21 protein-coding genes are annotated in these 21,459 nt (G+C 37.7%); 2 read left to right on the plus strand and 19 right to left on the minus strand.

Features of this window, described 5'->3' with window-relative positions; translation table 11 throughout:
- Window positions 1-15 precede the first annotated feature (15 nt).
- From pseC to RCG20_RS09485, 16 genes are all read right to left on the minus strand, one after another.
- Window positions 16-1,176, minus strand: coding sequence for a UDP-4-amino-4,6-dideoxy-N-acetyl-beta-L-altrosamine transaminase (gene pseC / locus RCG20_RS09410; protein WP_374120521.1), 1,161 nt, complete (start codon window positions 1,174-1,176; stop codon window positions 16-18).
- 32 nt (window positions 1,177-1,208) lie between these two features.
- Entirely contained in the window at window positions 1,209-2,177 is a 969-nt protein-coding gene (gene pseB, locus RCG20_RS09415) for a UDP-N-acetylglucosamine 4,6-dehydratase (inverting) (RefSeq protein WP_308183976.1), read from the minus strand.
- 169 nt (window positions 2,178-2,346) lie between these two features.
- A complete protein-coding gene (locus RCG20_RS09420; protein WP_308183977.1) occupies window positions 2,347-3,606 on the minus strand; it encodes a motility associated factor glycosyltransferase family protein in 1,260 nt (419 codons plus the stop codon).
- Window positions 3,603-3,953 carry a DUF8042 domain-containing protein gene (locus tag RCG20_RS09425; protein ID WP_308183978.1) on the minus strand — a complete coding sequence of 117 codons (351 nt, stop codon included), beginning with the start codon at window positions 3,951-3,953 and terminating at the stop codon, window positions 3,603-3,605. The genes RCG20_RS09420 and RCG20_RS09425 overlap by 4 nt, the downstream gene beginning before the upstream one ends.
- Window positions 3,954-3,956: 3 nt before the next feature.
- Window positions 3,957-5,750: a motility associated factor glycosyltransferase family protein gene (locus RCG20_RS09430; protein ID WP_308183979.1), complete on the minus strand. Its 1,794-nt coding sequence runs from the start codon at window positions 5,748-5,750 to the stop codon at window positions 3,957-3,959.
- Window positions 5,751-5,828: 78 nt separating this feature from the next.
- On the minus strand, window positions 5,829-6,653 hold the full coding sequence (locus tag RCG20_RS09435) for a flagellin N-terminal helical domain-containing protein (protein ID WP_308183980.1): 825 nt from the start codon (window positions 6,651-6,653) through the stop codon (window positions 5,829-5,831).
- 158 nt (window positions 6,654-6,811) lie between these two features.
- Complete coding sequence (gene csrA / locus RCG20_RS09440) at window positions 6,812-7,027, minus strand: carbon storage regulator CsrA (RefSeq protein WP_308183981.1); 216 nt, start codon at window positions 7,025-7,027, stop codon at window positions 6,812-6,814.
- Window positions 7,028-7,032: 5 nt separating this feature from the next.
- Window positions 7,033-7,461, minus strand: a complete 429-nt coding sequence (gene fliW, locus RCG20_RS09445) for a flagellar assembly protein FliW (RefSeq protein WP_308183982.1) — start codon at window positions 7,459-7,461, stop codon at window positions 7,033-7,035.
- A gap of 15 nt (window positions 7,462-7,476) precedes the next feature.
- Complete coding sequence (locus tag RCG20_RS09450) at window positions 7,477-8,067, minus strand: DUF6470 family protein (RefSeq protein WP_308183983.1); 591 nt, start codon at window positions 8,065-8,067, stop codon at window positions 7,477-7,479.
- Window positions 8,068-8,115: 48 nt separating this feature from the next.
- Window positions 8,116-9,018: a flagellar hook-associated protein FlgL gene (flgL, locus tag RCG20_RS09455; RefSeq protein WP_308183984.1), complete on the minus strand. Its 903-nt coding sequence runs from the start codon at window positions 9,016-9,018 to the stop codon at window positions 8,116-8,118.
- 10 nt (window positions 9,019-9,028) lie between these two features.
- Window positions 9,029-10,648: a flagellar hook-associated protein FlgK gene (flgK, locus tag RCG20_RS09460; protein WP_308183985.1), complete on the minus strand. Its 1,620-nt coding sequence runs from the start codon at window positions 10,646-10,648 to the stop codon at window positions 9,029-9,031.
- 17 nt (window positions 10,649-10,665) lie between these two features.
- A complete protein-coding gene (locus tag RCG20_RS09465; RefSeq protein ID WP_308183986.1) occupies window positions 10,666-11,148 on the minus strand; it encodes a flagellar protein FlgN in 483 nt (160 codons plus the stop codon).
- Window positions 11,149-11,169: 21 nt separating this feature from the next.
- The gene (flgM, locus tag RCG20_RS09470) at window positions 11,170-11,433 is read right to left on the minus strand and encodes a flagellar biosynthesis anti-sigma factor FlgM (RefSeq protein WP_308183987.1); all 264 of its coding nucleotides are present in this window, start codon (window positions 11,431-11,433) and stop codon (window positions 11,170-11,172) included.
- 69 nt (window positions 11,434-11,502) lie between these two features.
- Window positions 11,503-11,913 (minus strand): TIGR03826 family flagellar region protein, encoded by a 411-nt coding sequence (locus RCG20_RS09475; RefSeq protein ID WP_308183988.1) that lies wholly within the window; start codon window positions 11,911-11,913, stop codon window positions 11,503-11,505.
- Window positions 11,914-11,978: 65 nt separating this feature from the next.
- Complete coding sequence (locus RCG20_RS09480; RefSeq protein ID WP_308183989.1) at window positions 11,979-12,683, minus strand: ComFC family protein; 705 nt, start codon at window positions 12,681-12,683, stop codon at window positions 11,979-11,981.
- Complete coding sequence (locus RCG20_RS09485; RefSeq protein ID WP_308183990.1) at window positions 12,680-14,170, minus strand: ATP-dependent helicase ComFA; 1,491 nt, start codon at window positions 14,168-14,170, stop codon at window positions 12,680-12,682. Before RCG20_RS09485 ends, RCG20_RS09480 begins: the two co-directional genes overlap by 4 nt.
- Window positions 14,171-14,528: 358 nt before the next feature.
- Between RCG20_RS09485 and RCG20_RS09490 the strand changes: the two genes are divergently transcribed.
- Window positions 14,529-15,710, plus strand: coding sequence for an IS256 family transposase (locus tag RCG20_RS09490; RefSeq protein ID WP_308184279.1), 1,182 nt, complete (start codon window positions 14,529-14,531; stop codon window positions 15,708-15,710).
- A 1,210-nt stretch (window positions 15,711-16,920) separates the two neighbouring features.
- On the opposite strand, the gene RCG20_RS09495 is transcribed toward RCG20_RS09490, so the two are convergent.
- The 3 genes from RCG20_RS09495 to RCG20_RS09505 all read right to left on the minus strand — a co-directional run bounded on the left by RCG20_RS09495 (window position 16,921) and on the right by RCG20_RS09505 (window position 20,380).
- Window positions 16,921-18,276, minus strand: a complete 1,356-nt coding sequence (locus tag RCG20_RS09495; protein WP_308183991.1) for a S8 family peptidase — start codon at window positions 18,274-18,276, stop codon at window positions 16,921-16,923.
- Window positions 18,277-18,517: 241 nt separating this feature from the next.
- On the minus strand, window positions 18,518-19,192 hold the full coding sequence (locus RCG20_RS09500) for a response regulator transcription factor (RefSeq protein WP_308183992.1): 675 nt from the start codon (window positions 19,190-19,192) through the stop codon (window positions 18,518-18,520).
- A 45-nt stretch (window positions 19,193-19,237) separates the two neighbouring features.
- On the minus strand, window positions 19,238-20,380 hold the full coding sequence (locus RCG20_RS09505; protein WP_308183993.1) for a sensor histidine kinase: 1,143 nt from the start codon (window positions 20,378-20,380) through the stop codon (window positions 19,238-19,240).
- 437 nt (window positions 20,381-20,817) lie between these two features.
- Here RCG20_RS09505 and RCG20_RS09510 point away from each other — a divergent pair, with 437 nt between their 5' ends.
- On the plus strand, window positions 20,818-21,444 hold the full coding sequence (locus RCG20_RS09510) for a YigZ family protein (protein WP_308183994.1): 627 nt from the start codon (window positions 20,818-20,820) through the stop codon (window positions 21,442-21,444).
- Window positions 21,445-21,459 lie beyond the last annotated feature (15 nt).

The following is a 21,459-nucleotide window of genomic DNA, read 5'->3' on the forward strand; positions in this document are numbered from 1 at the left end:
TAAATCACCCTCTAATCACTTCGAATAAAGGCGAATAACCTTTGTCACCGCTTTAATAACATCCTGTACATCATCCTCTGTCATTGCTGGGAAAAGTGGTAATGTAATGATTTCTTCGTATAATTTTTCTGCATTTGGACATATACCACGCTGATAACCAAGTTTCTGATAATATGGCTGAAGATGAACAGGAATGTAATGTACATTTACACCAATATTTTCATTCAGTAATGCTTCGAAAATTTGCTTTCTACTGACTAGTAGCTTTTCTCTTTTTAATCGAATAATATATAAATGCCAACTAGAAGAGCCATCCTTAACCTGATATGGAATTTGAATGGCGTGTAGGTCTTTGAATGCGTCATTATACATGGATACATATTTCTTTCTTAGCTCCACAAATCGATCAATTTTACTCAACTGACTTATTCCAAGTGCAGCTTGTAAATCGGTCATTCGATAGTTATATCCAAGAAATTGCATCTCATAATACCATGGGCCTTCATTTCTTATCATTATATCCGGATCACGCGTGATTCCATGTGAACGGAATTGTAATAACTTCTCATAATATTCACGATTGTTCGTTGTAATTATTCCACCCTCACCAGTCGTAATATGTTTAACTGGATGGAAACTGAACATCGTCATATCACTTATAGAACCAACTTTTCTACCTTTATAGGTAGCACCTAACGCATGTGCAGCATCTTCGATAACGATAAGATTATGTTTTTTGGCAATCTCTAAAATACTGTCTAGATGCACAGGTTGCCCTGTAAAATCAACAGGAATTATAGCTTTTGTTTTTTCTGTTATTTTTTTTTCAATTTCAATTGGATCAATATTATATGTATGTTCGTCTATATCCGCAAAAACAGGCGCGCCCCCTTGATAGAGAACACAATTAGCACTTGCTGCAAATGTCATGGGTGTTGTGATGACTTCATCCCCATCGCCTATACCTGCAGCAAAGCAAGCTCCATGAAGAGCAGCTGTCCCATTTGAAAATGCCACTGCATATTTGGCTTCCACATAATCTGCTACTGCTTGTTCAAATTGGTTTATATTTGGTCCAGTAGTCAAATAATCCCCTTTTAATACCTCAACAACCGCTTGGATATCTTTGTCATCTATCCATTGTCTCCCATATGGCAAGTAGGACTCTCTTTTCATTAACATCATCTCCTAAAAAAGAGAAGAAATCGTTACATTTCTTCTACTAAAGATCTTAGCTCTTCTATCGATAACCATTCTGTATTGGTATCACTAGTATATTTAAACCACTCTGGCACACTTTTACCTTCAGTACCCATTTCATGTGACCACCAAGAAAATTCTGGTGTTATGACATAGTAACGATCAAATTCAACAGCGTGTCTGGCATCATCTTCTGTAATCATGGCCTCATGTAGTTTTTCTCCTGGGCGGATTCCTACTATTTCAATTTGGGCATTCGGATCGATTGCTTTTGCTAAATCCGTTACCTTCATACTTGGGATTTTTGGAACAAATATCTCCCCACCGCGCATTCTTCCAAGGGAATCAATAACAAACTGGACTCCTTGGTTAAGGGTAATCCAAAACCTGGTCATTCGGTCGTCTGTAATAGGTAATTTCCCAGTTGACGCCATCTTCTTAAAAAATGGAACAACACTTCCTCGACTTCCTACTACATTCCCATACCTTACAACCGCAAATCGAGTGTTTTTATCCCCGGCATAAGAGTTGGCAGCGACAAATAATTTGTCTGATGCGAGCTTTGTTGCACCATATAGATTGATTGGCGCCGCTGCTTTATCAGTACTTAATGCTATTACTTTTTCAACACCACGATCAATTGCAGCTTCAATGATATTTTGAGCACCATGAATATTTGTTTTTATAGCTTCAAATGGATTGTACTCACAGGCTCCAACATGTTTTAAAGCTGCTGCGTGAATGACAATATCAACACCATCGAATGCTCGATACAATCGGTCTTTATCTCGTACATCTCCAATAAAATAGCGAATTCTTGAATCTGTGAAGACCTGAGCCATTTCATACTGTTTTAATTCATCGCGGCTAAAAACAATGACTTTTTTTACGCCCTGTTTTAATGCCACATCAATAAATTTTTTACCGAATGAGCCTGTACCACCAGTAACTAAAACAACCTTATCTTTTAAATTCATCACATTCACCTTTATACTTTTATTTTGAGTTGAAAATATCTAAGATATTCTTAATCCTATTTTCATAGGAATGTTCCCTTTTTGGTGTGTTATAGCTATTTATTGCAATTTTCTTTCGTTTAACCTCATAATACATAGTCTCTATATTTATAAATTATTTTGGAACTATCTATTCAAAATTTACAAATTGTTGAAGACTTTTATGAATCCATCCATGGATGAATGCACCACCCTCCGTACAATTCCACAATTCTACATTTCTTATTAAAGACCTACTGTACCTTTCAAACCATTTTAAATATACAAAGAGATTTTTTGAAGTGCCTATTTTCCCCTGTTGATAGTAATCAGGTATTTTTATTAAATTTTCCATATGAACTTCACGAACTCCATGAGTGCCTTCAGCATGACTATAACCATTTGAAAAGGCAAGATCTTGTCCTACTAATGCAATTTTTTTGCATCCCATCCAGACCAATAAGTCAAGTAAACAGGTTGCTACTGAACCCCCAGTCTGTATGAGAGACTCTCCCCTCAATTCTGCTTGAAGCTCCGATTTATCAAAACCTTTTTGCCAAACAATAAATCTTGGGCCAAGGTAGTCTGCGACAGCCTTGTGATTTGCCGTTGCCAAGTAAAACAAAGACGGTTCCATATGATTGATTTTGATAAATTGCTCTTTAATATTATCCTGCGGGTCTGAAACCATGACGATATCTGGATTAATTCCGTAGTTTAATAAAGGTTGTAAGGCTGTGCCCACACATGCTAAAGTGATTGATCCTTTTTTATGAATATCCGCTAAAATTGGCAACTGTTTTGTCAATGATGGTCCTGCCGAAACCAATATAGCAGCTTTATTTCCTAACGTATCCTTCCATTGACTTATCCCTGCGTCATTTAAACTCACGTTAAGATTAAAATTATAATCAAGCTGATCAGCATGCCTTCGTATGGTCCTTAAGAACTGTACATGGTTTTCCAAAAGTTCTTTTAAAGAAGTTAGTTTTTCTGGAATTAATTCCAAGGATGGAGAATGAAGCAGTACCATTGTCTCCGGATCATCAAGAAATGGTAACAATTTAGTTCTGATTTCTATCCATTCATCCGAAACGCAAAGTTGAATTTCCCCAGCTAAATCTTGCAATCTACAACTGTTTTTCAGCCATTCTACATACTCAGGATTAAATTCCCATACCATTACTGGAATATGTGGAAAGTCCTGAATTAACTGTTTCAAATGATAACCTACTCCTAGGCCAATAACTAAAATTTTTTTAGGGGAATGCTTCTCTATTTCCCACTGGTCCACCCACCGTTTTGCTTCTTTTACAGGGTCATACTTACTATGAAGTAAAACCTCACCAGCCATTCTTTTTAGAGCAACCGTTACATGACCGCTCTTGGTTTGAATAAAATACCACTTCATATATCTATCGATGTGATATTTGTTAACCAGTCCTCCAGAACTGGGCCTACTTCGTAATCCAGCAAATCAGCTAATAAAACATAATCTCCCATTTCAAGAGCACTAACCAGCTCCCGGAAATGTTGGGTAAGCGTGCTAATTTCGATATCTTGAAGCTGTCCATTAGCCTTCACCCCAGAAATAGCCTGTAACGTCCATTCTAGTCCCTCTACAATATCTGGAACTATTTGTAGGGCAACAGCTTCATTTCCACTCTGCAGATTTTCAGCTGTATTCTGACATCCTCTAACCATTTGGGGTAAATATTCCTTTAAACTTTCTAATGTTTCAATAACAATTTCTTCCATCTTTCACTCTTCTCCTTCCTGATTGTTTTTTAAAATTTTATCCAGTATCCTTAATGTTGTTTCTACTGATTCTAAAATTCCTTTATATAAAGCATCGGATTTATTTAATATTCTTCTTGTTTGTTCTAGAGGGGTTTCATTTTGCTTCGCCTGATACTGGTGATTAACCCTAAAATTCACCGGCATAATAATGTAATGAACAATATTACTTTTCAAATATTCATTAAGTTTTCCATCGAGTTTATCTAGTCGTTTCAATATTTTCGCTTCTACTGTAACTGTTTCTCTAGAAGTACTAGAAAGAATATCGATTGCCTTTTTCGCTACTCTAACTACTTTTTGGAGATTTTCCCGTTCAGTTTCTAAACTATCTATTATTTGAGACCTATTTTCATAATCAGGGTCATAAGATTTAAACGCCTCATTAAACTCCTCATTATAATTCTTATTACAATAGGTATTAATAAACTTCTCAAATTCTAAATTTGTGATCCCTTCAAGAAAGGCTCCACCTTCAGTTGAGTTATAAATTGGTCGATTATCTCCATATTTTCGAAAAGCTGTAATCATATCCTCAAAAACTCTTTTCATACTTAAAAAAGGAAAATCACTAAGAACTTCTCCTCCATAATATCCTTTTACAGATACATACCTATTTTGTTTCACCAATTCCTCCTTTGTAACACCTTTAAAATTTGTATTACCTTCAGCATGGGTAAGGTTATTGGTATAAGCTAAATCTTGTCCAATAAAGGAAATTGGTCCTGATGTAATAATCTTTGCAATATAAAAACAGAAATTAGCAACGGAAGCTCCTCCTACAACAAAACCCAAATCTTTACCCACAGCCTTATTAATCCATGCAGATAATGTTTCATCCCCTGTATTGTATACTACCTTAAATCCTTGATGATGTTTTGGAATATCTTTATGAACCGAAAGGCTATAAAATAAAGGGATATCATCATAATTTGTATTTTTAAAATGTGCCCAATTTGCTTCTCCTCCATCTATCGAAACTACCAAATGTGGTTTTATTCCAGCTTTAAGTAGCGGATTTATCGTAGAGCCAGCAGCAATGATCAATGCTGAATTATTTTCTCTTACTTTTCTTAAATGCTCTAACTGTTTTGTTAATGACGGACCAGAAGCAGCAATAATAATTGGACAAGTAAATTTATTTTCAAATACCTTAAATGGTATGGATTTCCAGGATTCATTTAAATTATACAACATGTTTTTTTGCCATATTTTTGAAAAAACAGCAATAGTTCCAATATTTACTACACTTAATTTTACTGTTGTTGTAATAATGTCTCCAATAACTTTCACATATTGGGAATATAGTTTTTCATAATTTGGGGATACAATAAACTCTATTTGAGCCATATAATCTGAAGTGACTAAAAATTTAACTTCATCCTCTATCTGTTCTTTTTCATAGCCTACTATAAAAAAGACACGTTTATGGTCAACTAATGAACCTAAATCACATTTATCCCTAACCTCCTCAAATAATCGAATACTAGGTTCAATGATGAATAAAAAATCACTTTCTCCCATTTTTTCAAGAAGTTCTTTAGCTAAATATGAGAAACCTAAACCAAAAAGAATATGCGCATGATTTTTTTTGTAATAATGATTAGCTAATCGCTTAGCTTCCTTAACAGGGTCATGCTGACTATTTAAATAAAATCCATTATATTTAACAAATGCTAACCCACTCTTACTCTCTATTACTGAAATATCTTCATTCGAACTTTTTTGCTTGCCTTCTACTATAAAGATATTATTCATTCCAAATAGTCTCCTTATGCGTATATTAAGATAGGCAACCCGGTAAGGTTGCCTATCTTAGTATTAAAATCCTTGTTATTAACGGAGTAATTGAAGAACTCCCTGTGGTTGTTGGTTAGCTTGTGCTAGCATTGCTTGAGCTGCTTGAGAAAGAATTGAGTTCTTAGATTGGTTCATCATTTCTTTCGCCATATCTACGTCACGGATACGAGACTCAGCAGCTGTTAGGTTTTCAGAACTTGCATCTAAGTTAGAGATAGTGTGTTCTAAACGGTTTTGGTAAGAACCTAATTTAGAACGCTCAGTAGAAACTTTTGTAATCGCACTGTTAATGTGTGTTACGAATGAAGTGAACTTAGAGTAAGTGTTTAATGAAGCGATTGTAGCTGAAGTCAATTTTGTAGCCAATGCTGATGCATTCATATTATTAATAGTTAATGTAATAACCTGACCAGAGTTGGCACCCACTTGGAAGTGGTATGATGCTTTTTTTGCCAGAACTCCTTGAGTATTGAACTCAGTATTTGATGAAATTCTGTCAATCTCTTTCTTTAATTGCTTTAACTCATCAGTAATTGAACTACGGTCAGCAGTTACGTTAGTATCGTTAGATCCTTGTACTGCTAACTCACGCATACGTTGAAGAATATCATGAGTTTCGCTTAATCCGCCTTCAGCTGTTTGGATTAAAGAAATTCCATCTTGTGAATTTCGAGAAGCTTGATCTAATCCGCGGATTTGACCACGCATTTTTTCAGAGATTGAAAGACCTGCTGCATCGTCTCCAGCTTTGTTAATACGAAGACCTGAAGATAATTTTTCCATTGAGCTAGATTGAGCATTTGTTGCTTTGTTTAATTTGTTGTAAGTGTTTAACGCTGCAATATTGTGATTGATTTGCATTTATATTTCCTCCTTGAATTTTAAGTTCACATCCATGTGAACTGTTTAATTTAGTTTGAGAGAATAAGGTCGGCCGCCCTTATTCTCTCTTACAATAATATTATCGGTATCAAGGAGGAATAGTTTAATAGTTCAAATTAGTTTTTTGTATCTTTTTGTTATTTTTTGAGGAAATTTAGCAAACTGGAGATATCTTTTGAAGCTTGTTGGTTTTCAGTTAAGATTTGTTCGTAAATTTCGCTACGGTAGATTTCGACATGCTTAGGAGCTTTAATGCCAATTTTAACTTGATCATTTTTAGATACGATAATGGTGATTTCAATGTCATCACTAATTTTGATGGATTCACCGTTTTTTCGAGTAAGTACTAACATAGAAATCACCCTTTCTGGAATATGGGATGCTTGGTTTTATAATGTTCTTGATTTAAAATGACTTGCTTTGCTTTCTGATTGGACGTATTGATAATAATAGGAGCTTGTAGGTTGGCGGTCGTTCTTTCAAAAGGTTCCTCAATCGTTAAAATAGAAATTACCTGTACTTCCTTTTCAGTTTTTAGGCCTAATTCTTCAACTACCGAATCTTCAAGCTGGAAATCATAGGCTTGAAAAAAGTGAAATGGACTAGTAATCACAAAGGCCAAGTATTCTGTCACTACTGATTGCATAACAGAAAAAGTTTGGTCATCCGATAATGGTAGGATAATAAATTCCTTTTCCTCTAGAAAACCTGGAATTCCTTTTTCAAAGTGTAGAATGTCTTGCATATTAATTTCTATTTCACCATGATATTTTGTTTTGATTGGCATACTCTCACCATTCCTTTATATAAGTTGTTCATAATTAGTTCCGACAAATTTCAAATTATTAAAATCAATTTTTAATGACTGATATTGTTTCATATTAATTTCTACGTTTCCAGGAGTGTAATTGATTATCGGTTGCCTCATGCGACTGCTTATAATCGGCTTATGAACCTTCCAATTAATATCTACTTTTCCAGGATCATAATTAATTTGGACACTACCTTCAGTTGGCACCCAACCAATACCAAATTCATGTTCTGGGAGATATCGCTTACTTTTTGCTTGTTCAACAATAGGATTCCCACCATTTTCAATCTTCATAAGATCTTCACCTTCTTGTATGCGTCGAGCTATTCCTTCAAGCCAATCTTGACGACCCTTCTGTGCTGCTTCCTCCGTTCTTCTAGAAACACTTTTAAGATCCACATCCGCACGGGCTTTTGTTTGATCAATTGTTAACTTTGAAGGCACTTTATCTATTTGCATTTCTGCTTTAGGCTGTTGGATGCTTAAATCAGCTGGTGGTTGTTCGATTTGAAGATGATCTTTTTTGGTCTTTATTTCAATTTTAGCATATGTCGATTCCAACCTTATTTGTGGAAGTTCCATGTTCCACCTCCTAGTAAAAAAAAGCTATTCTCAAAAAGAAATAGCTTTTTATCTTAAAAAGTCCATTAAAGTAGGCTGAATAATTTTTGATCCAACACTAAGTGCAGCACGATGAACACTTTCTTGTGTCGTCATATCCATGATTACTTTCTCAATACTAGCATCCTCATTATCTGATAGCACTTGATTGGCCAAAATGTCTTGCTGACCAAGTCGATCTTCAACCATATCAAGCCGGTTTGATCGAGCTCCCAAATCAGCCCTCTCTGCAGACATCGTATCCATTACCTTATCTAGTTTTCCAAGCGATCCATCCAACCCAGAAGTATTATTTGTCTCAAGGGCAGTTTGAATATCTCCAACGACATTAAATAAGTCCTGGCTAAATACATTCCCTGGATTCACATTTGCCTTTAAATTAACCCCTTTAGAAACTTCTACTTGATAATTATTTATTAATTTTAACTGGGTAGGATCAGTTATGTTAGTCGCCACCACTGGTGGTTCCTCCTGTTCAACAGGGGGATTCATAACATCTGTTCCATGATAAATGTATCTACCAGCAACCTGTGTATTAGCTGTTTTCACCAAGTCTTGTTTTAATTGGCCTACTTCAACAGCAATAGCCTTTCTATCTTCAGGGCTAAGCGTACCATTTTGTCCTTCTATGACAAGTTCACGAACCCTCTGCAACCCACTATTCGCCTGATCCATCCCAGCCTCGGAATTATCCATCCATAAATGCAATTCAGACAAATTCCGCTTATATTGATCCACTGAAGTCAAGTCGGAACGATAAAACATTCCTTTCATTGCAACAACAGGGTCATCTGACGGCTTTGTAATTTTTTTACCAGTTGAAAGTTGATTTTGTAATTTACCCATTTTCAAATAGCTATCGCTCAAATTTCGAAGGGAATTGGAGGCTAACATCGATTGTGTAATACGCATATTTTTTCACCTATCTTCCACCGGTACCCATACCGTTAATAATTTTATCCAAGAGTTCATCTTGCATTGTGATCATTCTAGCTGAAGCATTGTAAGCTTGCTGAAACTGAATCATATTCGTCATTTCTTCATCCAAAGAAACAGAGCTAACTGATTGGCGTTTTTCATCAACAGCCTGTTGTAAGGAAGTGCTGTTTTGTGTTAGCCGTGTTGCCTCTTGGGACATGACGCCCATTGCACCGATTACGTTCTGGTAATAATTGCGAAAATCAGATTTTTCATTCGTTTTATAATTGAGTTTTTCATTAATGACATTCGCTAAGGCACTAACATTGGTTGCATCTCCAAGCGTTGCATTGGCAGGGTCTCTTGGAAGGTTTGTTAAAGGATCTATTCCACCTTCAGCTGTTGCAATGTTATCAAGACTATCCTTTATATCCTTTGAAATTTGAATTCGACTTGCAAAGCCAGATTGTGAAATTGTCACATTTCCACTGTCGCTAAAAAAGTCTATTTTTTCACTAGTTTTATTTGATATTTCATTTGGACTAAATCCATCTTCATGAACTTTATTAAATTCATTTGCAAACGTAAAAGCCAAACGATCAAGTTCCCCAAGCATATCGTTGTAAGTACCTGCTGCAACTGTTTTGGTAGGGTCTGTAACATCCTTTTTTTCATATCCATATGATTCAATTAGGCCCTTAAGTTTCCCCGAAGAATTCATTTGTGAAAAATCTAAACTTGTATCTTTTGTTTCGTCCATTTCCCCCGGATCACCAAGTTTAATTGTTTTCACTGTATTACTGACCCCATCATAATTAACCTTTAGTTCTTTATAGTTTGAATCACTCAAAAGAGTACCAAGTTCTGATCCGTTATCGTCAACAAGTTTAATAACTGCTTTACCCTCTACCTTCGGATCTGAATTTCCGCCAGTTTTTACATAATCAACTTTGACATTCACAAGGGAAGAAAGCTGGTCGATCAACCTATCGCGCTCATCATACAAATCATTTGGCAAATAGCCATTAGGTTCGACTCCGCCAATTTGCTCATTTATTTTATTGAGCTGGTTAAGTACTGAGTTAGCTTCTTTTACTGTTACATCGATTTGTGACTTTTGATCTTTTTGAATTGAAGAAAGCGAGTTAGATAAATAATTAAACGTATCCGCAACTGCTTCACCCCGCTGCCGAACAACTGAACGAGCACCTGAGTTCGTTGCATCAACCGACAAATCCTGTAATGATTGCCAAAATTGGTCCATTGTATTGGCTAAGCCTGAATCAGATGGCTCATTCATGATACTTTCCATCTTGCCTAGCGAATCTGCCTGTGATTGCCAATAGCCAAGCTTATTATTTTCCCCACGGTACTGAACATCAAGGAACCCTTCACGAACTCGCTGGATGGATCCTGCCTTGACACCTGTTCCCATTTGTCCCGGAATTTGTTCTCGATTCATTCCAATGCTTGGATATGCTTCGGTTTGAACAAAATTAACGCGCTGGCGTGAATAACCAGGGGTACTCGCATTGGATACGTTCTGCCCAGTTGTATATAAAGCGCTCTGCTGAGCCATCATCCCACGGCGCGCTGTTTCTAATCCCATAAAGGTTGAACTCATAATCGTTCCTCCATTTGTTATACTTTTGAGTTAAAGAGTCCCAGTGCTTGTCCCTGCTCACTGGTTTTGCCCGCAGTCGGACCATAGTTGAAATCCTCAGGCTGTGGGGCAAATAAATGTAAGGATAATTTGACAAATTGAAGTGACTGATAAATCATTTGCTGATTTAATTCATTTTTATCCTTAATTTGCGTTACGACTACAAGCAGTTCCGTTCGTAATCGATTAAGAGTTTCTTTATGAGTACCGCCTACGACCTCTAAACAATCAGAGAGCGAAGGATGATTCACTCCTGGTAAATGGGCCTCCGCAAACTTTTGTCGCTCATTTTCAAATTTATTTATAGCCGCTATATGCGCTTGCTCATCCTTGATAATTTGATTGAGGGCGTCCATGTCACCTTTTATGACGATGTCTGTTTTTTTTGTCGAAAGCTCATAAAGACTCTGATGTAGCTTCAACAGCTTTTCCATCGTGTTGATTAAACTCTCAGTAGACATTACTTTCCCCCCAATCTATTACTAATTTTTCGAATAAAAATTTAAAATGCTCTTGGCTGTTTCCTTCGCGTCGACTTTATACGTACCGTTCTCAACCTGAAGCTTCAGGTCTTCCACTTTTGACTGACGCTGAGCCGATAGTTGTGATACCTGCTGCATTTCCTTCGCTGTTGAAGAAATTTCAACTTTGTCTTTTTGCTTGTTAACCGGACTTACTTGGTCAATTTTGTTCATTTGTTGTTTATACGGATTAACGCCTTGGGAACCAAATGAATTAATTTTCATCGTTCAACCCTCTCTTTCATCCCGAACCATGTCTTATACTTCTATTATCGGATAAAAAAATAAAATTGTTTAGTCTTTTGAGGAATAATAGGTTGCTTTTTCTCTTTGCATTTGATCTTGCTTACGCTTTTCTTCAGCCTGAAAACTGTTTAGGTCTCCCTTAAGTTCAGTTGTACAATTTTCACAAAGCTTTCCCTTTCGAATAGTCCGTCCACATTTGTCACAAGGATAGCCAAGATTAGGAAAATTCGCGAGTTGCAGGCGCCCTTTTTTAATAAACTTTATAATAAGTTCCTCTTTCACTTCTGTATGACCGACAACCTGGTCTATTGTTGCAGACCGGTTTTCCCGTTTACGAATAAATGTATATACCGTTTCGAAATCTACTTCTTCCTCTTTCCAGCATTTCTGGCACAGATCTCGAAATTGAGTTTTAACAAAAATATCATTGCAATTTGGGCAGTTTTCTAATTTATCCATTGAAGCATCCCCCTTTTGGAAAAGCTCACACCGTCTTTTATTATGTTAATCCCTATTATAATGCATCAACGGGCGAGAGTGATAGATTGAATAGATTCTGCTCCCGCTCCTTTTAAAAGCTTTGCAGCATGCCGGAGCGTCGAGCCTGTTGTATAAATATCGTCAATAAGTACGATCTTTTTACCCTCAATATTTATTTCGTCACAGATCTGAAAAACTTGAGAAAGATGTATCCTCTCTGCTCTAGTTTTTTTCGATTGCTTTTCAGAATGGACTCGGCTAAGAAGATGTGTAGGTAAAAATCCTGATTCAAATAAGATCGCTTCCGCTTGGTTGAAACCCCGCTCATAAAGGCGCTCATTACTTAGTGGAATCGGAACAAAAAGGTCAGCATTTAGTGCATTTAGCCTCTTTTTTATCGATTCAGCAAACACCTTCGAAATAAGATAATCGCCGCGAAACTTAAAACGTGCAATCACATCCTTTAAAAAGTCATTATACTGAAAAATAGATATATTTTTATCAAGAAAACCGCTCCACTCCTGGTCTTCCTCCCAGCGAACACAATCATGACATAAATCGCCGCTTCGAAACTGTTGCTCTAATAAGTGGAATGGACGGCTGCAAATCCGGCATGTTTTACCATGGATTTCTTCCAACTTGCCTTCACATGTAGGGCAGATAAATTTTTCTCTTTCTGAGGAGAGTAATGCGGTCCAGCCAATAATTGGAGGAATGATAGCGTAGCAAATCAGACAGTGCGGGTTCATAGATCAATCAGCCCCTTCTTAAGCGCCTCCCGATTCATCGAAACGATTTGCCTCCTAGCTTTTATCATCGCCTTTGTTTTTCCATAATGAAAAAAGGTTATCGTTCCCGTCGGATAATCAGCACTTCTCCCCGCCCGACCTCCAATTTGGACGAGGGCGCTTTCTGTGAAAATACTATCCTCAGAACCCACCACCGCCACATCAATATTCGGAAACGTAACGCCACGCTCAAGAATTGTCGTCGTAAGGAGCAATGGGATTTCATTTGTCCGCATCCGCTGGACCTTTTCTTTACGTTTCGGATCTTCAGCATGAACGGCCTCAATTCGTAAATCAAGCTGTCGAAGGATTGGGAGTGCTTTTTCCATTAATGGAATATGTGGAAAAAAGATGAGAGCCTGCTTGTCAATTTGGAGGCGGTATTGAATCCAACGAAGGATATTCGGTGGGAGCTTACCTTTTGTTAACCGTTTTTGCCAGTTTCCACACCATACGAATTGGGGAACTGGCAATGGATGGCGGTGAAAACGGGCTGGAATTGTGGTAAATGACCTTTTCCCACGAAGACACTCTCGCTGCCACTTTTCATTTGGAGTTGCGGTTAAGTAAATCATAGCTGAGTTTGGTTTTCGTGCTTGCACTGCAGCATATTGTAATGAATCTTCCACTGTAAACGGAAACGCATCAACTTCATCTAAAATAATCGTATCAAAAGCATGATAAAACCGCATGAGCTGGTGGGTGGTTGCAATAGTGAGGGGAGCATAAAGATGACGGTCATCGCTGCCACCATATAGGGAGGCAACGTTTATTTTTGGAAAGGCATTCTTGAGTCTCGGTGTTAATTCTAGGACAACATCCGTTCTTGGTGTCGCGATGCAGACTCTTTTTTGGGCAGATAAAGCGTCTTCAATTCCCTGAAAAAGAAGTTCAGTTTTACCCGCGCCACAGACAGCCCAAACTAAAAGTTCCTCATTTTGACGAATCATGTCGGCAACTTGGATCGATGCTGTCGATTGTCCATCTGACAGTTTTCCCGTCCATTCGAGGATTTTTTCAGGGTGGTCGATTCGTAGCGGTGGTCCATTCCAACCGATAAGTGGCGTACATTCACTAATCCGCCCCATCATAATACACTTACGGCAATAGAGGCACGCCTCGCCACAGCGCGCACATGGATAGGACGCAAACCATTTTGAACCTTTGTTCCCACAGCGTGAGCAGATTGGCTTTTTCCCGATGTACTCGATTCCTTTTCTATACGTAATATACCCATTTTCATAATGCATTTGAATTTCTTCGAGAGGGAATGGTAGATCATCTAGGAGAAGCTGTTTGCCAGTGAGAAGAAGTTGGAGTTCCTTGTTGTAAGGGAATGTTGGATTTAGTGGTGGTTGGGGGATGGTGGGAATTTGTGAAATACGTTGTGTAAGTTGGGAGCTACCTTTTAGCGCTACTAATTTATCTTCCATTACAATAAACCTCATTTTCCACATCCTTTCAGTTTTCTATGAATTTCTTTATATCCAGGACAGAATCCTGCTTTTTTGAAAATAGAAAATTACCTTTTTATATGTTTTATCCGCCGATTTTCAGAATTTACCCGCGGGAATTCAACTTTTACCCGCGCGTTTTTCAGTTTACCCGCGGAAAAGTCTGTTTTACCCGCGTACTTCATCAATTCCCTCAAATTTATCAGCTCAAACGCCAGTCCTTAGACTGGCGAGGTAATTAATCTTTTATATTTTGATTAAGCCCATATAATTGTGTAAAAAGAATAGGTCATCATCATGGCCCGTGTTACAATGTTTTCGACCAAGAAAACCATAAACGGAGGACATGATGATGACCCAAATCAATATTACTATAAATTTAGAAGATCTCAAAGGGAAAATTGAAAGCAGCTCTCTAGAATCACCTGTGAAAGCTTCATTATCTCTTATTTTGAATTCCTTAATGGAGAAAGAAAGAGACGAATATATTAATGCTCTTTCCCATGAAAGAACAGAAGAACGCAGAGGCTACAGAAATGGTTTTTATGAGCGTGAGCTCATTACTGGCGTTGGATCTCTAAAGTTAAAGGTTCCTCGTACTAGGGACGGTGAATTCTCTACAACTATCTTTGAAAAATACAAACGCTGCGACCAAGCACTTATCCTTTCCATGATTGAAATGGTTGTGAATGGTGTTTCTACACGTAAAGTGACTAAAATTGTAGAAGAATTATGTGGGACAAGTGTATCTAAATCACTTGTTTCCAATCTCATCAAAACAGTAGACCCAATAATTAACGACTGGAGAAACCGTCCACTTAACGTGCATTACTACCCGTATATTTACGTAGATGCCATGTACATTAAAGTTCGTGAGAACAATAAAGTAGTTTCTAAAAGTGTTCATATTGCCATTGGGGTAAGTGAAAGTGGACACAGAGAGATTATTGGCCTAAAAGTCAATCACACTGAATCCACTGATAGCTGGACATCCTTCTTTGAGTATCTAAAGTCCAGAGGACTTCAATCCCCTAAGTTGGTGATTTCTGATGCTCATGGCGGCTTAGTCACATCCATTAAAGAATCATTCTTAGGTACTTCTTGGCAGAGGTGTAGTGTTCATTTTTTAAGAAACATCATGGATACCCTGCCAAAGAAAGGTACTGCCGAAGCTCGTCAAGAACTGAAGGACCTTTTTCAAAACTCAGATATAGATGTTGTAAGGGAATTGAAAAATCGTTTTGTAGAGAAGTATCAAGATACGAAAGGCTTTTCAAAAGCGATTGAAACTTTAGAAAATGGGTTTGAAGACGCTATCCAATTTCATTCCCACCCGGTCCAGTATCATAAACACTTACGCACAACGAACATGCTTGAACGCTTAAACCAAGAGGTTCGCAGAAGAGAAAAAGTTATTCGGATCTTTACGAATGATCAGTCGGCTATCAGGATTATTGGTTCAGTATTAATAGATATTGAAGAAGATTGGAATAAAAATAATGTTCCTTATCTTAAGAAAACAAAAGAAAAGTAATAATAACACTCTATCCAAAATGAGTGGAAAGGCCTAATTTCAAATTGACATTGAGCCTCCAGCGGGCATGATGGAAAGCCAGGAAGCCAGGCGTCTAACAACACCTGGCTTGCCCTCCAGGCTATCATGCCCGCCCCTCAATGTAAATTTTAAATAAATGTAGCTCACTTTACGAATTCTTTTTTATAAGTTGAAAATCATTGTTTACACTTTTACACAATTAAATGGACTTGACTTATATTTTTCCAAAATATAGGGATATTACCCATTTAAAATCCAACCTACCACTCTATTTAAAGATCTTTCCTTTTTTACCCGCGGATTCTCGTAATTTACCCGCAGGAATTGGGAAGTTACCCGCCAATCCATTAAATGCACACATGCAAATTAATCTTTCAACTAAACTCAAAAAATTAGAAAACCCTTTTTCCTGTCCCTCTTTCTCTACTATTTTCCAAGCTGTAGTTAAAATCCTAATAGCGGCACTATTCCAGGAGGAGTTTTGGTAGAGTTTGTTCTGGGGGAAAGCTAGCCGGAGTGCAATTTGCGCAATAAAAAACGATCTTCGTCATCTGTGTTAGAATCGAAAGATCGTTCAAATTATTTCTGCAATCATTATTTACAAGAATCCTTTCATTCAAATCTTCCTATTTTCTCGGAAGATAGTTAAATTTTGTGTTTGAATACCCAGCGTCATTTTCAACGCTTTCGCCTGCCTTATTTCAATGGAATCACCTTCTTAAAGTAGGATAATAATCGATTCCAATCTTTTTATCCAGAATTTACATCTATAAATTCTGATCGTACATAAGTGGATCTACGCCTCTATCTTCACCCATCAGGGCTTGTCAATCGGCGAGTTTTTCTAACTATTTCAGTGGCCTCTCCTTCTTTCTATTGTTTTGTATATATTTAAAGGAACAGGGGAAGGGGTGTTTCTGCCTTTATCATACTAACTAACTTGTATAATGTAAATATTCAAATTATTCTGTTTTATAATGTTTTTAAAGGTTTTTCTCTCTTATTCTCGTTATTTCTACATATTTCGCATACTCTTAAAAATTTGTAAAAAACTTTGTTCATTATACTTTGCTTTTCACCAATTAAAAAACAGAAAGCCAAATTGACTCTCTGTCTTCACTCTTACTCATTCGACAAAATTCAAGCAAAAATCAACAAAATCTGGATCGTGCCTGACACCCGGTTTACTTCAATCCCCCACCGAAACCTCACGCTCACTTCTTGATGAGCTGAGCAATGTATATTGATACGTTCTAACGTCCGGGGCATTATGGTCAATAAAGGTTTTAAGTTTACCTTTGTAGATCTGAACTCCGTCCCGCTCGATTATATAGGTCTGGTTTACATGACTGCTCCATATTAAGCGAATTTCATTAGCAGAAGTCCTTGTCCCTAGGAACCGGGTAATTGTATTTCTGCTGGAAAAGGTAATGGAGAGTGGAGCCTTCACGAGTCCGAATCCAAATGAACTATCTCTACCAACAGGGCCTAAATCAACAACATTTTTATCCAAAAGGCTGCGCAGTTGAATGTTTGAATACTGCGGGAACTTTTGTTTATACAAGGCAAGTACTCCTACCACATGCGGCGTAGCCATGGAGGTGCCTGATAAATAGGCAAATTGGCCGCCTATGTAGGTGCTTAAGATATTGTCACCAGGTGCTGTCACTTCAATTTCTTTGCCGGAAGAAGAGTATTTTGCTAGTTCGTCCTGGGCTGTTACCGCCCCGACCGAGATAACAGCTGGATATTTGGCCGGATATTCTACCGTATTCGTTCCGCCTTCATTTCCAGCAGCAGCAACCACAAGTAAACCATTTTCGTAGGCTCGATTGACAGCCTCCTCAAGTGCGACAAGCGGCTCTGATTGACCTAGGCTCAAATTGATAATATCCATTTTATTTTGTATGGACCAATTGATCGCTGCAATAATATCTGAAGCGTATCCTTCACCAAATGAATTTAATACCTTTAAAGCGTACAACTGCGCATCTGGGGCAATGCCTGAAAAACCGTTCGCACCCGGTTCACCAGCGATTATTCCAGCCACATGCGTGCCGTGGCCATTATTGTCCCCATAAAAATTATTGTTTGAAAGAAAGTTATAGCCGCCATAGACCTTAATCTGTGGATTATCCCTTTGAATTCCTGTATCAATAACTCCAATTTTTACGCCTTTCCCTGTTAATCCTCCAAAGTTAGATAATGGGGCTCCGATTCTGTTAGCACCCCAATTTTTATTAACAGGATTGAAACCATTCATTTTAACCTTTATATCTTTTTCTACTAAAATAGCATGATTTTTGTTTAGCTCTTTGCTTTGTGCAGCCGAAAGCCTTGAAACATAGGAATGCGTGAATGCGAATTTTTTTATAATATTTTTCTTGTTATTTTTTATAAAATTGGCTTCTTGCTTAGTCGTTTTACCTGTACCTAGAAATGTTACAATGAACCGATTTTGATGATTATCTGCAGCCCGACTGTAGGCTGGAAAAATAGCAAAAGCAACAAGTATAGCAATAAAGAGTTTAATAGTTTTATACACAGAAATCACCACTTTTGCTAGTAATAAGTTTTACTACTATTCTACTTTGCTCGGTAAAAATAAGGAATGGTAAATACTAGGACTAGGAAATTTAAATGTTTTCTTATAAGCCTATAAAAACAGGCTATAAATCAAGCAACTTGATTCATAACCTGTTTTTTCTATCGGATATTTCTTCTTTTTTCATTAGAACCTACCGTTAAAGAGTCCCGAAATCCTTCCAATTACCACCCATTCATTTTTACCGAACCTCTACCCAACCATTCTTAATTGCATAAACCACTGCCTGGGTGCGGTCATTCACATTCATTTTTTGCAAAAGATTGCTGACATGATTTTTAACCGTTTTTTCACTGATGAACAATGATTCACCAACAGCACGATTGCTTTTTCCGTCAGCAAGCATTTGCAACACTTCACATTCACGGCGTGTTAGAAGGTGAAGTGGGCGGCGGATTTCGATTGTTTGTATTTGATTGTCTGTTTGGTTTGATAATCTTCGATACTCGTTTACTAGGCTATGGGTTACTTTCGGATGCAGATACGAACCGCCATCGGCAACGACACGAACCGCTTCGATAAGGGCATCACCATCCATCTCCTTCAAAAGATATCCTCTTGCGCCAGTTTGGAGGGCATGTGTTACATAGTTTTCGTCATCATGAATCGACAGAATGATGACCTTTGTATGTGGATGCTTTTCCACTAAACAACGCGTTGCCTCAACACCGTTCATATGCGGCATGTTGATATCCATAATTACAACATCTGGATTAAATTCTTCCACTATTTTCATCGCTTCACTGCCATCATCGCCTTCAGCAACTACTTGAAACAACGTTTCAAATTCTAAGATTCGCTTAACACCTTCTCTAAAAAGCTGGTGGTCATCTATTATCGCAATTTTGGTAGTCATATCTTTTGCCTCCCTTTGAAGCTTACTTTTTTCACTTTTTAAAAATTACTCTTCAAGCGGAACACGAATTAACACTGTGGTTCCCTTTCCAATGATTGAATCAATTGAAATTTGCCCATTTAGCAACTCAACTCGTTCCTTCATACCAATAATCCCAAAGGACGCGGGATCTTTTCTACACACATCAAAGCCGACTCCGTTATCCTTAATTGAAACATTGATTGCTGACTTGGCAATCTCGACCTTAACGACGATATCCTTTGCGTCTGCATGCTTCAAAGCATTTTGTACCGACTCCTGAATCAGCCGGAATAAAGCCACCTCATGTTTAGGTGGCAGTCTCTTCTCCAAACCAATATTCACAAATTCAATCCTAGAAATATGATGATATTCTTCAATCGTTTGTAAATACTTTCTAAGTGTCGGAACAAGGCCAAGATCATCTAAAGCCATTGGTCTTAGGTCATAAATAATTCTCCTGACCTCATAAAGGGCAGAACGCACCATTTTTTTGAAGCTTCGCACTTCTATTAATGCTTCTTCCCCGCCTCTTTCTCGATAAACTCGTTCAATTAAATCAGAGCGCATGATCACATTCGCAAGCATTTGCGCAGGCCCATCATGAATTTCTCTTGATAGGCGCTTCCGCTCATCTTCCTGCGCTTCAATAATTTTTAAACCAAAGTCCTGTTTAGCCTTTGCATCTTCGATTACTTCACCCATCTGTTTTAAATCGCTGGTTAAATAATTCATGACGACAGAGATCTGGGAAACAAGATGTTCAGCTCTTTCTATGGTTTCATTGATTCCGATCAGCCTACGTTCAAGGTCATCCCTGCGCTCGCGAAGCTGCTTTTCAGTCTGCCGGTTTAAGGTTAGATCCATTTGAAGCTGGTGTGCTTTTTCGTATGCTTCACGAACCTCCGTCTCAGTAAATTGCGTGAAATTCCTGCTTACTTCTGATAGAAAATTCCGAGCAAGCCGTACTTGTCCCTCCAAAAGGTCACCATCATCAATCACCTTGTAGACAATTTGTTTGATACTTTGTAATTCATCTGACAATGTTTCAAAATCTTGACGACATTGTTCGCTAATTCGGAAAATTTCACTCTTGCTTTCTCCAACTGTTTCAATCATTTTTCCAAGGATCTCATCAAGGGCCTTCGTATCAAACTTTTTTATTTTCATATGTAATTCCTCCAGGTATTGTCGACCCTTCTGGCTTTAATAGATATTTTAACGTTAAGTGTGCCAAGATACTATTTCTAATGGACAAACCATCAAAATTCGTTATAAAGTTGCATAAAGAAGATAGCTTTCTGTATCTATTTTCCTATTTTTACACACTTAAAATATGCTTTATTATACCATGACATTATTCCTTCTATATTAAAGTTTTATTACGTTCGACAAATTTCTTTTCCTTTTACCATAAGTCGAATTATAATAGGAAGGCAATATTTTTTTATTTTAAAGAAAACTTCCTTAGCGCCGGCGTTTGCCAAGTTGCACTTATGCGCTAGCAGAATTTATGGATATACATTCTGATTAGCTAAAGGAAATAACCCCTCCTTGGGTCCTAAGTTGAACTCATGAACACTATTAGGAAAGAAAGGAGCCTACCCATGCTATCCCGATACTTTACTGTAAAAGAAAGTGGCGAACATGAAATCGTTATTGAAAAATCACGATTTATCGCCCACGTTTTTAGAGCGGAAACAGAAGAGCAAGCACAGGAATTTATCCAATCTATTAAAAAGAAGTACTGGAACGCTTCCCATAATTGTTCAGCCTATTTAATTGGTGAAAGTAACCAAATTCAAAAAGCGAATGATGATGGCGAACCTAGTGGGACAGCTGGCGTACCGATCCTTGAAGTGTTAAAAAAGAAAAAGCTTAAAGATACGGTGGTTGTCGTCACGCGATATTTCGGCGGAATTAAATTAGGAGCGGGCGGGCTAATTCGTGCATATGGGAAGGCGACCTCGGAAGGAATTATGGAAACAGGAGTTGTCGAACGCATATTAATGCTAGTTATGCACGTGACAGTCGACTATACCTTGCTTGGGAAAGTTGAAAATGAATTGCGATCCTCATCCTACGAGATAAAAGAAATCCATTATCTGGATAAGGTTAAATTTGACGTCTTTGTGACGGAGGAATTGAATGGGCTTTTCGAAGACTGGATAATTGATCTCACCAATGGTAAAGCAGAAATAGAAAAGGGAAATTTACTTTACATGGAAAAATAAAATAAATAGCGAATA

It is taken from the genome of Neobacillus sp. PS3-40 (assembly GCF_030915485.1).
Taxonomy (GTDB): domain Bacteria; phylum Bacillota; class Bacilli; order Bacillales; family Cytobacillaceae; genus JAUZPL01.